Raw genomic sequence first — 13,024 nt, 5'->3', positions numbered from 1 at the left:
GGATCCCTGTCGACCACCAAAATAGAGGGAGTAGGTTATGGCAAACCTCAAGCGCATCCGCGATCGCATCAAGGCGGTGAAAAACACCCGCAAAATTACCGAGGCCATGCGGCTGGTGGCAGCAGCTCGGGTGCGGCGCGCCCAAGAGCAAGTGATGGCCACCCGTCCCTTTGCCGACCGACTGGCCCAGGTTTTCTATCGGCTGCAGACGCGGCTGCGACTGGAGGATGTCAACTTGCCTCTGCTGAAGCAGCGGCCCATCCAGACGGTGGGGCTGTTGGTGGTGGCCGGGGATCGGGGCTTATGCGGAGCCTACAACGCCAACGTGATTAAGCGCACCGAGGAGCGGGTTCGCGAGCTGCAGGAGACAGGGCAGCAGGTGCAGCTTTACCTGGTGGGCCGCAAGGCGGTGCAGTATTTCCAGCGGCGCTCCGCTCCCATCGCCAAGACCTACGTGAATTTGTCGCAGATCCCCACGGCGGCTGAGGCTGCCCAGATTGGGGATCAGCTCCTGGCGGCCTTCTTGTCGGAGAAGGTGGACAAGGTAGAGCTGCTCTACACCCGCTTTGTCTCTTTGATCAGCTCCCGTCCGGTGGTGCAATCCCTGTTGCCCCTCGATCCGTCGCGGTTGGCCACTCAAGACGATGAAATTTTTCGTCTTTTGGTGCGGGGCGGAGAGTTTACTGTCGAGCGCAGCAAAGTCATCGCAGCGGTCTCGGCCCCACCTCAGGACATGATCTTTGAGCAGGATCCCGTGCAGATTTTGGATGCACTGCTGCCGCTGTACCTGAACAACCAGTTGCTACGGGCCTTGCAGGAGGCGGCGGCCAGCGAATTGGCAGCTCGCATGACGGCCATGAACAACGCCAGCGACAATGCCAGCGAGCTCATTCGCACGCTGGGTCTTGCCTACAACAAAGCTCGCCAGGCGGCTATTACCCAGGAGATCCTGGAGGTGGTGGCCGGAGCGGAGGCCTTGTAGGGTTCTCAAAGGAGATCCCCTGAGGAGCCGAGGTTGCGTTGCCGCGCCATCTGGGAGTTGAGCAGAACCACCGGCAAAATCCCCACTAAGACAATGGCCAAAGCCGGTGCCCCTGCCTCCGCGAGACGCTCATCGGCTGCCAAGCGGTAGGTTTGCACCGCCAAGGTGTCGAAGTTGAAGGGCCGCAGCACCATCGTGGCCGGCAGCTCCTTCATCACATCCACAAATACCAGCAGCATGGCCCCCAAGAGGCCACCGCTCATCAAGGGCAAATGCACCCGCCAGAGGGTACCCAGGGATCCCTGTCCCAGGCTGCGGGCTGCCTCATCCAAACTGGGGGGAATGCGCAGCAGCGTGGCCTCAACGGTGGCCAAAGAAACGGCCAAAAACCGCACCAGGTAGCCGAACACCAAAGCCGTGAGGGTGCCACTGATCACCAGGCCAGGTGGCTGTTGCAGCACCACCTGCCGCAGGTAGCTCAGCAGTTGATCCAACCACCCTAGGGGAATCAGAACCCCCACTGCAATCACCACCCCAGGCAGCGCATAGCCCAGAGAAGACAACTGCACTGCCAGCCGCAGGCCCCACGGGGATCCCGCCCGTCCTAGCCCCTGCATGCGCAGCCCGTACAGCACCACCACCGACACGGAAACGGCAATGACAGCCGTGATGGTCGATAGCAGAAAGCTGTTCTGGGCGTAGCTCCAAAAGCGGCGACCCAGCTCCCCCTGGCGCAGGGTCATATTGAGCAGAATCAAGGCCGGCACGACGAAGCCCAGCCCAATCGGGATCCCACAGGCTAGCCAAGCCCCCACCGCCCGGATCCCTTGTAGGCGGTAACGGGTTGGGGTGGGTTTGAACCCTTGGCGATAGTAGCGCGCCCGCCGGCGGGAGACCTGCTCCATCGTTATCAGCAGCAACACCAGCAGCAACAGCAGCGCCGAAAGCTGAGCCGCCGCCACCAGATTGCCCAGGGCCGTCCAGGTGCGGTAGATGCCGGTTGTAAAGGTATCTACCCCGAAATAGCTGACGGTGCCGAAATCGTTGAGGGTTTCCATCAAGGCCAGCAGACAGCCGGCCACGATCCCCGGTCGGGCCAGCGGCAAAGCCACCTTGAAAAAGCTGGCCCAAGGCCCGTAGCCCAAGGAGCGGCTTACCTCTAAGCAGGCCACCGATTGCTCCTGAAAGGCCAGCCGGGCCGAGAGGTAAACATAGGGATAGAGGGTGAGGATCAGCAGCAGGATCGCCCCCCACAACGAGCGAATGTTAGGGAACCAGTAGTCGCCGATCCCCCAACCTGTTACCCGCCGCAGCCAGATCTGGAAACCGCCGGTTACCTGCAAAAAATCGGTGTAGGCGTAGGCCAACACATAGGTGGGGGCCGCCAGGGGCAGCACCAACATCCACTCCAGCCAGGCCCGCCCCCAAAACTGACACATGGTCACCAGCCAGGCAGTGCCACTGCCCACCAGGATGACCCCCGCCGCCACCCCTGCCATCATCACCAGGCTATTGCGCACATAAAGCCCCAAGACCGTATCGGCCAGGTGCTCCCAAACCTGCCGCTCGTCCGCAAAAAGGCTGAGCAACACCGTAAGGACAGGAACGAGAATGAGACCGCTGAGGGTCAGAGTCAGAAGCGCCCAGCCGTTCAGAGGAAAGAAGCCACTTCCCGGCAGAGATTTGCTCAACAACTTCAACCTCATCTCTTTGTCCATCTCAACAGGCGGGAGCTACCTCTTGAGCAACTCCTGGGGAAGAAAAGGGGATCCTCCAGGGATCCCCAACCAAGTTTTCTCTCAAAACAAGCTCTTGGGCAGCTTAACGAAATAAACGATGTTCTCGTCTTGCTTGTTACCAAGGTAAGGCATAGTTTTTTCTTGAACCGCGCCCTTTTCCGAGACGATGCCAAAGTCGTCGTCGTTAACTATCGCTAGGGTAGTTGAGTTGAGAATGGCCAACCCCTCGGGCTTGTCGTGGGGATAATTGGGGATCGACATAATGTCAAATACTTCTTCTTTGTTTTCTGTGTTCAAAAGCAGATCCCGCTTTGGAACAGGAGCCTTTTCGGGAAGGTTTTCAATTGCCTTTGCCGGGCTATTGGTGTAGAAAGAAGCTAAAGAAAGCAGGAGCAAGAACAAGCCTGCTGTTCGCAGTTGTTTCATTTGGCAAACCTCCAGAAGCTTTTGAAAAAGAAAGACAGGACGCCTGAGCGGCCTCGAACGGAAGCAACGCCGTCCTAGAGTATCGACGCTTGGCCAAGAACCGTCAAGCTGCTTAACGTTCACGGCGTCAAGCAATGAAAGGCTGCACTCAGGGCCTGTCCTGGAGGCCTGATCTACTTCCAACCGGCCCGATCCATTACCTTTAGGGCATCAGGGGTGACGCGGCCAATGCTGGCAGCGTTGATCGTATCTTCCTTAAAGGTGCCAAAGCTGGCCACCAACGAGTCGATCTCAGCCCCAGGCAGTACCGGGTACTCATTGTTGCTCTGGGCAAAAATGGCCTGCGCCTCTGGCCCGGAGAGAAACTCCAAAAATTGGATGGCCGCTTCTTTGTTGGGAGCTGTTTTCAGAATGCCGGCCCCGCTGATGTTGACGTGGGTGCCACGATCCTGCTGGTTGGGGAAGAAGACGCCGATTTTCTCGGCTACGGCGCGCTCTTCTGGATTGTCGGATTTGATCAAACGCGGCAAATAGTAGGTGTTGGCCAAAGCCACGTCTCCCACCCCGGCGGCCACGGCCTTGATCTGATCTATGTCTCCCCCTTCCGGCGGACGGGCAAAGTTGGCCACCAAGCCTCGGGCCCATTGCTCCGTTTCCGGGATCCCGTGGGCCAAGATGATCGAAGCCGTCAAGGATTGGCTGTAAACGTTGCTGGAGGAGCGGGTGAGCACCTTGCCCCGCCATTTGGGGTTTGCCAAGTCCTCATAGGTGGACAACTCCTTGGGATCCACCTTGTCTTTGTTGTACATGATCACCCGCGCCCGCTTGGTGAGGCCAAACCAGTACCCCTCTGGATCCCGCAGAGACTCGGGAATATTTTTGGAGAGCGTCTCCGACTGGATGGGTTGAAACCAGCCCTCGTTCTGAGCCCGCCACAACCGGGCAACATCCACCGTCATGAAGATGTCGGCGGGGCTGTTGGATCCCTCGCTGCGGATGCGCTCGATGATCTCATCGGCTTTGCCCTGCACCCAATTCACGGTAATGCCCGTTTTCTGCTGGAAAAGTTCGTACAATTTCTCGTCTGTGCTGTAGTGTCGCGAGGTGTAGAGGTTCACTTCCCGATTGGCGCCATGGGCCGGACGCAGAAGAGACCCTGCTGCCAGAGCCGCAGAACCCAGCGTGGCTCCACTGACAAATTGCCGTCGCGATAAGCGCATACCCAACTCCTAAGTTCAAAAACATCTCAAGAGACACAGCTCCACCGGCCAGGCTCTCTCTGAGAAAGCACCGGAAAGCCAAGCCCAAAGGACAAAGACAGTCCCCGCAAGCCTCACTCTGTTGGCTCTTATCTTGGGCCAACCTTATTGAGACTTTTATTCAAGAACTTTGCCTTGAGGCAATGATAGGAGATCTCAAGTACCAGGTCAAGCTCTTGGGAGTTGTTCTCACTTCTCACCCTTTGGGATGAAACTGGGTGGCTTCCCCTTGTCCTCGACAGCGCCTGAGATGGCCAGCAACGCAGCCGGTCTTGTTGAGCAACGGGTCTCTACCCAGGGCTTTGCGGTCAGCGGTATTGACAGCACTCGCGAAAGCTGAAGAGGCTTCGGGTATAAAGGGAGCAGGGTAGATGACAGAGCTATGGTGAGCTCCCTTTCGAGATCGCCTCATGCACAGGTGCAAGAGAATAGCAGGGATCCAGGTGTCTCTATCCTGGTCTGCGGCTACAACGATTTGGTGGAGCTCACTCTCCAAGCCCTAGAAGCTTTTGGACATCGCGCTGTAGTAGTTGCTCCCGATCTGCCCCCTCATTTGGAAGAGCAGTGGCAATACCTACAGGCGGATCCCCGCCAGCCGGGGGTGTTGCAGCGGGCTGGGATCGAGCGGGTCAAGGTGGCGCTGCTGCTGGAGGACGATGACCAAGCCAACTTTGAGCTGGCTTTGCTGATTCGAGATCTCAATCCACAGGTGCGTGTCGTCTCCCGTCTGTTCAACCACAGCCTTGCCCGCTATCTCGACTCGGCTTTGCCGCAGCATTTTTCCCTATCGGTGGCGGCTTTGGCTGCCCCGGCTTTTGCCCTTAAGGCCGTTTCCGACGAATTTGTTGGCTACTTTGAGCTGCCCCAGCTGGAAGCCCAGCCGGCCACGCTTCCGCCAGAGCTGGCAGATCCGGCTTACTTTGTCTCAGACCGAGAGACCACCCTCTGGAACGTGGTAGAGCTGACCATCGGATACAACTCCCGCCTGCTGCATATGCCCCTCTCGGAGCTGGAGGAAACTTTTGGGGCGCGGGTGCTGTTTCATTACCCGGTGGATGGGCTTTCTGACTTTTCCAAACAGCGAGTTTTCGACGACTTTGACCACGAGGCAGAGCTGCTGGAGGGGGATCGCGTTTTGGTCATTTGCGATCCCAGAGCCTACCTGCAACTGTTGGAACGCAACGGGCGACGGGGCTCCTCACGGGCACAGCGCTGGGCCAGCGGCCAGATGCAGGACAAGCGACAACAACGGCAAGGCAGGTCGTTGGGGCGGGGATCCCTTGGGTCTTGGCTGCGCAGAGGAGTGCAGGGACTCCTACAGGTCAAGCCCATCGTGCGCACCCTCACCTTCACCTTGGGGGCCATGCTGGTGCTGGGGGTGATCAACTTCAGGATGATCGGCAAACCCCTCATCGATGGGCTTTTGCTGACGATCGTGGTGCTGACAGGGGGCTACGGGGATATTGAGGCTTTTCAACAGCCGGAAACACCGCTGGGGGTGAAGGTGCTGGCGGTGATGATGACCTTGGTGGGGGCTGCCCTGGTGGGGTTGATTTACGGCTTGGTGACCGACAAATTGGTGAGCAGTCGCTTTGGCTTGGGTCGGGCTGCCCGTATGCCCAAAGAGGATCATGTGGTGATCGCAGGGTTGGGGCGGCTGAGCTATTTGGTGCTGCAGTTGTTGCGGCAGATGGGCTACGAGGTGGTGGTGGTGGATCCCAATAGCGAGAACCCTCTCTTGGAGGCAGCGGAACGGGAGGGAGCGGTGGTGGTTCGTGGGGATTATGCCCTGGCAAGCACGCTGCAGCAGGCTCGCATTCAAGGCAGCCGCTGCCTGATCTGCACCACCCCTGACGATCTCACCAACCTGGAGACGGCCCTGACGGCCCACAGCCTGCAGCCGGGGATCCGCACCATTTTGCGGGTTACCGATCCCGAATTGGCGGCTCGCATGCAGCGCCACATGCAGACCCTGGGGATCAGCTACAGCGCTACCGGGCTGGGGGCACGGGCTTTTGCCACCGCAGCACTGGTGGGATCCGTCTACGGCACCCTGGCTTGGCAGGGGGAAACTCTGCTGGTGACGCTGCTGGAGGTCTCTGCCCATTGCCACTACCTGGGGCTATCCTTGCGCCAACTGGCCCAGGACTATGACCTGGTGATCTTGCTGCATCGCTCCCGACCGGGGAAACCCTGTGTTTTTCCCAAGATCTGGCAAAAAGAGGGCAAGACCCTGTTGAAAGAAGGCGATCAACTCTATGTGATGGGAACGGTGGAATCCCTGATTCGCTTAACCCAAGGACGGCCTCTTCCCCCAGAGCTGTATCAGGTGCGCCTCCTAGAGTATCGCAACCCCTATTTTGAAGAGGAGATCCTCTCGGCTTTATCGTTCTACGCACGCCTGCCCAAAACGGCCCTGAAACCCCTATTGGGCTGTCTGCCGGCGGTGGTGAGCCCACCCCTTCCCCGCGACAAGGCAATCAAGTTAGCCCGCCAACTGCGCAAGATGAGCACTGAAGTGCAGGTGTTTGCCCAGGCGCAGCCTGCCCATTGGATCCCTGCAGCCATGAACGAAAACAGCGAGAGTAATCTGAATTGATTTGGACACTGTTCTGTTTATTGGTCTATTCTGCACTCCGTAGTCCAAAACATCTCGTTATGGGCAGTTGGACATTCAGGAGATAGGCTTTTCGGCTGCAAGTCGCACAAAGCGATTTTGGTTGTAGAGCTGCTGAGCCACCACTGCGAAACCCACCTTCTCCAGCAACCACACCAGGTCTTCGGCGCTGAAGCGATTGTGCTCGTAGAAGTGGGTAAACTGATCCAGCAGCGTTTCCAAAGGCGTGTCCGACTGGAAGAGTTGGGCCTCTGTATCGGCATCGAAGTAGAGGCTGAGCGGGGCGCGCACCCAATCCACCAGCAAAAATCGCCCCCCCGGCTTGAGCAGACGCAACACCTCCTGCAACAAGCGCAAGGGCTGCACCATCTCGTGCAACACCACCACTGCCTGAGCTGCATCGATGCTGTTGGCCGCAAGCGGCAAGTGAGGGTCGTGCAGGTCGGCCTGCAGCAGCTGGATTCCAGGGATCCCCTTCAAATCTGCCGCCGCTCGCTCCAACATGTAGGGCATCACATCCACCCCGATGAAGTGTCCTCCGGGATAGCGTTGCGCCCACTGACCCAGAGCAAACCCCGGCCCGGTTCCCAGATCCAACAAGCGCGGTGCAGGAGGCAGACAGGGCTCGATGTGCATCTGCCAGAACTGCCAAAACGCCTCGTTAAAGCGCCCAGGAGCTGTTGCCAGCATGCGCTCGCAGAAGCTGGGGCCACGGTGGTGCTGGTAGAGAAGCTGAAAGGTATCGAGGCCGGTCTGGGGCATGGCTGAAGATTGTTGAGAAAATTGCTAGAGGGATCACCAGAATTCGCTGATGGGCTGAAAAGAGCATCGGGGGATCCCCAAAAGTAAGGCCTAATGTCGGCCTAACGAGCCGTGGGAGCGCTGGAAAAGTTGGCAATGCCGGTCTCCAGGTCGCTAAAGCAGGTCAATACCTTTTCCATAGAGGTGAGGTTGAGGACGAGGGCCACATTTTCCGGCACGCAACAAAGGCTAATGTTGCCCCCGGCAGCACGGCACTTGCGCAAAGCCGAGATCAACACCCCCAGCCCAGAGCTGTCCATAAAAGTGACCGACGACATGTCGATCAACATATTGGGATAACCGAAATCTAAAACCTGCTGGAGCAATTGCCGAACTTCTGAGGCGGCCTTGGCGTCAAAACGACCTTCCAGGGGCACAATTGCCAGTTTTTGCCCTTGTGGAGTCTCAGCAGTACGGATGCGCAGCTTGAAATCCATCGTTTCCAGTGAAGACCTCATGCCCCACCTTAACACCATCCGCTACCGCCCACCAGGAAATCTTGTGAAGATCCCCAGGGACAGCGCGGCTCCCTCCAAAAACATCTGCCCTCTCGCCCCCAGCTCCTCTCCCAACAAGCCAGAGGGAAGCCGTGTAAACCCATGAAGTAAGAGCCGCCCCAGAGCTTAGCAGGAACTCCATCCCCCGCAGGGAAGGGATCTGGCCTCGGCCACAAATTCCGCATCTTAGGCGGATCTACCTACAGCATAGGTTGCAGGGTTAAAGCCTCCGAGTCTATGGAGGGAAGGGACACATGCAAACGGGGGCGGTGCATAGAGAGCAACTGGGCCAGCCGCTTGCGCAGCTCAGTGCGGGGCACAATCGCGTCGATGAGCCCTTGGGCCAGCAGGTACTCGGCGGTTTGGAAGCCTTCGGGAAGCTTGCCCTTGCCAATGGTTTGCTCGATTACATTCGGCCCGGCAAACCCCACCTGCGCGCCCGGCTCGGCCAGGATCAAATCTCCCAGCATGGCAAAGCTGGCAGTTACCCCGCCATAGGTGGGATGGGTGAGCACGGAGATGAACAATTGTCTGGCGTCGCGGTGCCTTTGTAGGGCGGCTGAGGTTTTGGCCATCTGCATGAGGCTGAGGATCCCTTCCTGCATGCGGGCCCCCCCCGAAGCCGAAAACAGGATCAAAGGCAGGTGATCGCAGGTGGCCCGTTCCGTGAGGCGGGCGATCTTCTCGCCTACCACCGAGCCCATGCTGCCGCCCATAAAGCGAAAGTCCATCACCCCAATCGCCACCGGGATCCCTTCCAGGCTTCCCAACCCTGTCAGGACGGCATCCTTGAGCTGGGTGCGCTCCTGGTAGGTGGCCAAGCGCTCGGAGTAGGGCTTTTGGTCGAAAAAGTGTAGGGGATCCGTGGGAGCCAGGTGTTCGTCCAGGGGTTGCCAGGATCCGGGATCCAAAAGCTGTTCCAGACGCTCTGGAGCTGTAATGCGATGGTGATGCCCACAGCTGGGGCAAACTTGCCAGTTTTGCTGCAGATCCTTGGTGTAGGTCAGGGTGTCACAGGCAGGACACTTTTGCCAGAGGCCATCGGCAATTTCTCTCACCTGACGCTCTTTGTCGAAGGGGCTGCTACCTGTCAGGTTTAGAGAGGTTTGTCTGCGCCGCTCCGCAAACCAATCCAGTAGAGACATAGCTGTTGAAACACCTTTTCTGGCCAGGGATGTTGAGAGCCCTGCCGGTGAGCTGCGAAACACATCTCAACGTTCTCAAGCTATCAAAGAATCGCCCAACTGAAAATAGAGACAACAGCAAGCGATGGAGACTCAGTGGCAGGTGCTGACCACAGGGGATGGATCCCTGACCTTTTTCTCGGAAGAGTTTGGACAGGCTTTTCACAACGTCAGTGGTGCCGCTCAGGAGGCTCTGGAGAAGTTTGTCCGCCCTTGCCGGCTGGATCGGCTGCCTTTGGAGCGGGATCCCGCCCAGCCCATTCGCCTTTTGGATATTTGCTTTGGCCTGGGCTACAACTCCGGCCTTGCCCTAGAAACCATTTGGCAAATCCGGCCCGATTGTCTTGTGGAGGTAATCGGCCTGGAGCGATCCCCGGAAGTGCCTCGCCAGGCTTGGCAGGCGGGGGTGGGATCCGACTGGAGCTTTGGGCAAGAATGGCAACACTGGATTGAACAGGGATCCTGGCAATCGGAGCGCTGGCGCGGAACGCTGCTGTGGGGCGATGCCCGGCAAACGGTGTTGCAGGTGCCGCTGGGGTGGGCAGATGCGGTGTTTTTGGATCCCTTCTCGCCTTCTGTTTGCCCAGAGCTGTGGACGGTGGATTTCCTGCGGGCCGTGGCTGAACGGATGCGACCAACCGGCATTTTGGCCACCTATTCCTGTGCAGCGGCGGTGCGAGCGGCTCTGTTGGAAGCAGGGCTTTTCATCGGCTCTACCCCCCCGGTAGGTCGTCCTTGGCCGGGGACAGTGGCCTCGCCCCAACCTGACCACCTGCCGCCCCTTTCCCCCATGGAGTGGGAGCACCTGAAAACTCGCGCTGCCGTGCCCTACCGGGATCCCACCTTGAAAGGAGATAGAGCGCAAATCCGTCTGCAACGCCAACGGGAACAGCAGGGATCCCCTTTGGAGCCCACTTCTGCTTGGAAACGCCGCTGGCCTGTGCAAGCCTAGAGAGTGGTGTTGCCGGAGTTCAGATCTGGACAACTTTTCCCAGGATTGCTGCCCGAGTGTATCCAAGACACCTGCGCTATTCCCGTACCCTTACGCAAGCCACCATTTCTTGACAAAGTTAAGCTAGGATGAAACTTTTCTGCTGTGAATGCCATGTCCTCTGAGGAGTCCTTCCCGCTGACGCGAGCAACCTCTGCCGGTACGCTGGTTGCCCTTTGTGCTGAACAGCACCGCGTCATCCTGCAGTTTTTGACTCGCCTGTCTCGAGCGCCGGAGTTGGATCTGGAGCAGCGACGCCTCTGTGTACAAAGGTTGCGACAGCGCCTCTCCCGCCACATTCAACTGGAGCGCCATGTTCTCTACCCCCTGCTCAGGTCGGCTCTCCAGGGGGATCCCCACCTTAGCGACCAAATTGAGCGGCTGGAGCAACATCTGCGGGATCAGATTCCAGAGCTGACGCGCTTTTTGCACCAATCAGAGCGCACCCCGCAGCAGGTGGATCCTTCTGCTGCCCTTCACTTCTATCGGCAATTGCGGGCTCAGTTTGATCAGGAGGAGAAAATCTTGCATCCCCTCTTTGCCCAGCATGTTTCTCCCGAAGCAGAGCAGCAGCAGTTGCGTCTGTTCCGCAAACGCCTGCAAGCCAGCGCTGCTTCCAATCGCTCTGCACATAGCCGTCGCGTTGCTTTGAATGAGCTGGAACGGCAGGCGATAACCCGCCCTGTCTTGCCCAACGAGCGTCTCTGGTCGCTGCAGGGCAACACTGTGCAAATGTCCGCTCCCTAGTCGACGACGGTCTTGTTGTTGGAGGCTAGTGGTGGTATTTTTGCTGCAATCGGCTCCCTGACCCCAAAACCATGCAGCCCTGGGATCCCGAAACCTACGTCGATCAAATGGCCCAACTGCTGCAACTGCCCCTGCATCCTGAACACCGAGCAGGGGTGATCGAAAATTTTGCCCGCTTTCTGCCCATTGCTCAACAGGTGCTGGAGTTCCCGTTGCCGCCGATAGTTGAGCCAGATCCCACCTTTGACCCTCAGCCATGACCGGGGATCCCCATCTTCTCGGCAGCGCCGACGCGGTCTCTATTGCCAGGGCTGTCCGCCAGGGATCCGTGAGCGCCCAAGCGGTGGTGGCCGCCTGTCTGGAGCGGATTCGCCGGCGGGATCCCCAGCTCAATGCCTTTACAGCTGTCTTGGAGGAATCGGCCTTACAAGCGGCGGAGCAGGTGGATCGACAGGTGGCTCAAGGGATCCCTGTAGGCCCGTTGGCAGGGGTGCCTTTTGCCGTCAAGAACTTATTTGACGTGGCCGGCCTCACCACCCTGGCTGGCTCGGCGATCAACCGCGAGAATCCCCCGGCCATCCAAGATGCAACGGTGGCGGCTCGTCTCAAGCAGGCAGGGGCAATCTTGGTGGGCACCCTCAACATGGACGAGTACGCCTACGGCTTCGTCACCGAAAACAGCCACTACGGCCCCACCCACAACCCCCACGATCTCAACCGCAGTGCGGGGGGATCCTCCGGCGGCTCGGCAGCAGCGGTGGCAGGAGGTTTGGTGCCCCTTGCCCTGGGCAGCGACACCAACGGCTCGATTCGGGTACCGGCCTCTTTGTGTGGCGTCTACGGCCTCAAGCCCACCTATGGCCGTCTGTCGCGGGCAGGGGTGGCTCTGTTTGCCGCCAGCTTTGACCACGTGGGCCCCTTGGCCCGTTCGGTGGCCGATATTGCCCTCAGCTTCGATGTCATGCAAGGGCCGGATCCCCAAGATCCCGTCTGTACCCGGCGTCCTGTAGATCCCACCTTTGGGCAATTGGGGCAGGGGATCGAGGGCTTGCGCATCGCGGTGGCGGATGATTACTTTGCCCGAGGGGCAGAGCCCCCCATCTTGGCCGGGGTAGAAAAGGTGGCCCAAGCCCTGGGGGCCCGCCAGACTGTGCGGATCCCGGAAGCCCAGCGCGCCCGTGCCGCCGCCTTCCTGATCACGGCTGCTGAGGGAGCCAACCTGCACTTGCCCAACCTGCGAACTCGCCCCCACGACTTTGACCCGGCCACCCGGGATCGCTTTTTGGCCGGAGCCCTGTTGCCTGCCAGTTGGATCTTGCAGGCGCAGCGCTTTCGCCGCTGGTATCGCCAGCAGGTGCAGGCCATTTTTCAGGAGATCGATCTATTCATTGCCCCCACCACCCCCTGCTTTGCCCCCTTGCTCGGCCAAGAGAAGATGGTGATCGATGGGGTAGAGGTTCTCACTCGGCCCAACCTCGGCCTCTACACTCAGCCCCTCTCGTTTATCGGCCTGCCGGTGCTTTCAGTGCCGTTGCGCGAGAGCGGATCCCTGCCCTTTGGCGTACAACTGGTGGCCGCCCCCTATCAAGAAGCCAAACTGCTGCGGGCAGCCGCCTATTTGGAGAAGCTAGGGATCCCCAATGCCCAGCCGGTCTGAGCCATGAAGAGCCCTGCTTTTGCAGCGTATCTAGCGTTAGGACTCGCGGGCATCCTCTTGTAGACACTAAATGTGTAGATAAACATTTTGCGGTCAAGAGAATGATTGCCTTGGGGGAGAAGCT

Annotated in this window: 12 protein-coding genes; 6 read left to right on the top strand and 6 right to left on the bottom strand. The window is 59.0% G+C overall.

All coding sequences use genetic code 11. The annotated features are described in order from the left end of the window. Positions 1-37: 37 nt before the first annotated feature. Positions 38-982: a F0F1 ATP synthase subunit gamma gene (locus ACVWZJ_RS05850; protein ID WP_011434217.1), complete on the top strand. Its 945-nt coding sequence runs from the start codon at positions 38-40 to the stop codon at positions 980-982. A 5-nt stretch (positions 983-987) separates the two neighbouring features. Here ACVWZJ_RS05850 and ACVWZJ_RS05845 read toward each other — a convergent pair whose 3' ends face one another. From ACVWZJ_RS05845 to ACVWZJ_RS05835, 3 genes are all read right to left on the bottom strand, one after another. Further along, positions 988-2,688, bottom strand: coding sequence for an ABC transporter permease (locus ACVWZJ_RS05845; protein ID WP_011434216.1), 1,701 nt, complete (start codon positions 2,686-2,688; stop codon positions 988-990). Between the two features lie 93 nt (positions 2,689-2,781). After that, the gene (locus ACVWZJ_RS05840; RefSeq protein WP_187147242.1) at positions 2,782-3,147 is read right to left on the bottom strand and encodes a hypothetical protein; all 366 of its coding nucleotides are present in this window, start codon (positions 3,145-3,147) and stop codon (positions 2,782-2,784) included. Positions 3,148-3,320: 173 nt separating this feature from the next. After that, a complete protein-coding gene (locus ACVWZJ_RS05835; RefSeq protein ID WP_011434214.1) occupies positions 3,321-4,367 on the bottom strand; it encodes a Fe(3+) ABC transporter substrate-binding protein in 1,047 nt (348 codons plus the stop codon). 457 nt (positions 4,368-4,824) lie between these two features. Between ACVWZJ_RS05835 and ACVWZJ_RS05830 the strand changes: the two genes are divergently transcribed. Beyond that, positions 4,825-7,005, top strand: a complete 2,181-nt coding sequence (locus ACVWZJ_RS05830) for an NAD-binding protein (RefSeq protein WP_457395225.1) — start codon at positions 4,825-4,827, stop codon at positions 7,003-7,005. Positions 7,006-7,080: 75 nt separating this feature from the next. Here ACVWZJ_RS05830 and ACVWZJ_RS05825 read toward each other — a convergent pair whose 3' ends face one another. The 3 genes from ACVWZJ_RS05825 to accD form a co-directional block, all read right to left on the bottom strand. Further along, positions 7,081-7,785, bottom strand: a complete 705-nt coding sequence (locus tag ACVWZJ_RS05825; protein ID WP_414407702.1) for a class I SAM-dependent methyltransferase — start codon at positions 7,783-7,785, stop codon at positions 7,081-7,083. Between the two features lie 101 nt (positions 7,786-7,886). Next, positions 7,887-8,282, bottom strand: a complete 396-nt coding sequence (locus ACVWZJ_RS05820; protein WP_457395222.1) for an STAS domain-containing protein — start codon at positions 8,280-8,282, stop codon at positions 7,887-7,889. Positions 8,283-8,521: 239 nt separating this feature from the next. Beyond that, positions 8,522-9,466: an acetyl-CoA carboxylase, carboxyltransferase subunit beta gene (accD, locus tag ACVWZJ_RS05815; RefSeq protein WP_414328771.1), complete on the bottom strand. Its 945-nt coding sequence runs from the start codon at positions 9,464-9,466 to the stop codon at positions 8,522-8,524. Between the two features lie 124 nt (positions 9,467-9,590). On the opposite strand from accD, the gene ACVWZJ_RS05810 reads away from it, so the two are divergent. From ACVWZJ_RS05810 to ACVWZJ_RS05795, 4 genes are all read left to right on the top strand, one after another. After that, complete coding sequence (locus ACVWZJ_RS05810) at positions 9,591-10,457, top strand: tRNA (5-methylaminomethyl-2-thiouridine)(34)-methyltransferase MnmD (protein ID WP_457395219.1); 867 nt, start codon at positions 9,591-9,593, stop codon at positions 10,455-10,457. Positions 10,458-10,610: 153 nt separating this feature from the next. After that, positions 10,611-11,243 (top strand): hemerythrin domain-containing protein, encoded by a 633-nt coding sequence (locus ACVWZJ_RS05805; RefSeq protein WP_457395216.1) that lies wholly within the window; start codon positions 10,611-10,613, stop codon positions 11,241-11,243. A 71-nt stretch (positions 11,244-11,314) separates the two neighbouring features. Beyond that, on the top strand, positions 11,315-11,503 hold the full coding sequence (locus ACVWZJ_RS05800; protein ID WP_011430915.1) for a DUF4089 domain-containing protein: 189 nt from the start codon (positions 11,315-11,317) through the stop codon (positions 11,501-11,503). Next, on the top strand, positions 11,500-12,900 hold the full coding sequence (locus tag ACVWZJ_RS05795; RefSeq protein ID WP_011434207.1) for an AtzE family amidohydrolase: 1,401 nt from the start codon (positions 11,500-11,502) through the stop codon (positions 12,898-12,900). The genes ACVWZJ_RS05800 and ACVWZJ_RS05795 overlap by 4 nt, the downstream gene beginning before the upstream one ends. The last annotated feature ends 124 nt before the right edge of the window (positions 12,901-13,024 follow it).

The sequence above is a fragment of the Thermostichus sp. OS-CIW-29 genome (assembly GCF_054058195.1).
Note: the sequence above shows the minus strand (reverse complement) of the source record. Positions and strands in the feature narration are given on the sequence as shown.

What these genes read in the sequence shown, in the direction of transcription:
- ACVWZJ_RS05845 (WP_011434216.1), bottom strand. Translation starts at nt 2,688, where the DNA reads ATGAGGTTGAAGTTGTTGAGCAAATCTCTGCCGGGAAGTGGCTTCTTT.
- ACVWZJ_RS05820 (WP_457395222.1), bottom strand. Translation starts at nt 8,282, where the DNA reads ATGAGGTCTTCACTGGAAACGATGGATTTCAAGCTGCGCATCCGTACT.
- ACVWZJ_RS05800 (WP_011430915.1), top strand. Translation starts at nt 11,315, where the DNA reads ATGCAGCCCTGGGATCCCGAAACCTACGTCGATCAAATGGCCCAACTG.
- ACVWZJ_RS05810 (WP_457395219.1), top strand. Translation starts at nt 9,591, where the DNA reads ATGGAGACTCAGTGGCAGGTGCTGACCACAGGGGATGGATCCCTGACC.
- ACVWZJ_RS05840 (WP_187147242.1), bottom strand. Translation starts at nt 3,147, where the DNA reads ATGAAACAACTGCGAACAGCAGGCTTGTTCTTGCTCCTGCTTTCTTTA.
- ACVWZJ_RS05825 (WP_414407702.1), bottom strand. Translation starts at nt 7,785, where the DNA reads ATGCCCCAGACCGGCCTCGATACCTTTCAGCTTCTCTACCAGCACCAC.
- accD (WP_414328771.1), bottom strand. Translation starts at nt 9,466, where the DNA reads ATGTCTCTACTGGATTGGTTTGCGGAGCGGCGCAGACAAACCTCTCTA.
- ACVWZJ_RS05850 (WP_011434217.1), top strand. Translation starts at nt 38, where the DNA reads ATGGCAAACCTCAAGCGCATCCGCGATCGCATCAAGGCGGTGAAAAAC.
- ACVWZJ_RS05835 (WP_011434214.1), bottom strand. Translation starts at nt 4,367, where the DNA reads ATGCGCTTATCGCGACGGCAATTTGTCAGTGGAGCCACGCTGGGTTCT.
- ACVWZJ_RS05795 (WP_011434207.1), top strand. Translation starts at nt 11,500, where the DNA reads ATGACCGGGGATCCCCATCTTCTCGGCAGCGCCGACGCGGTCTCTATT.
- ACVWZJ_RS05805 (WP_457395216.1), top strand. Translation starts at nt 10,611, where the DNA reads ATGTCCTCTGAGGAGTCCTTCCCGCTGACGCGAGCAACCTCTGCCGGT.